At 48.4% G+C, this 279-nt stretch carries 1 protein-coding gene; it reads left to right on the forward strand.

Features of this window, described 5'->3' with window-relative positions:
• A partial coding sequence (locus tag ACNKXV_RS14740; RefSeq protein WP_417908449.1) for a helix-hairpin-helix domain-containing protein occupies nt 1–279 on the forward strand: 279 nt, incomplete at both ends.

Below are 279 nucleotides of genomic sequence, written 5' to 3' on the forward strand. Positions count from 1 at the left end.
TCGCACTCTACCTGCTATGCGTGGATTGCTTACCAGACGGCCTATCTGAAGGCACATTACCCAGCCGAATACATGGCCTCTGTGCTAAGTAACAACATGAATGACATCACTCAGGTGACCTTTTTCATGGAAGAATGTAAGCGAATGGGCATTCCGGTTTTGGGACCGGATGTCAACGAATCCAAAAGTGGTTTTACGGTAAATACTGCCGGAGAAATCCGATTTGGGATGGCGGCCATCAAAGGTGCAGGTGCTGCAGCCGTAGATGAAATCATCAAG

Origin of the sequence: Christiangramia aquimixticola (genome assembly GCF_048285835.1) — a bacterium.
Taxonomy (GTDB): domain Bacteria; phylum Bacteroidota; class Bacteroidia; order Flavobacteriales; family Flavobacteriaceae; genus Christiangramia; species Christiangramia aquimixticola.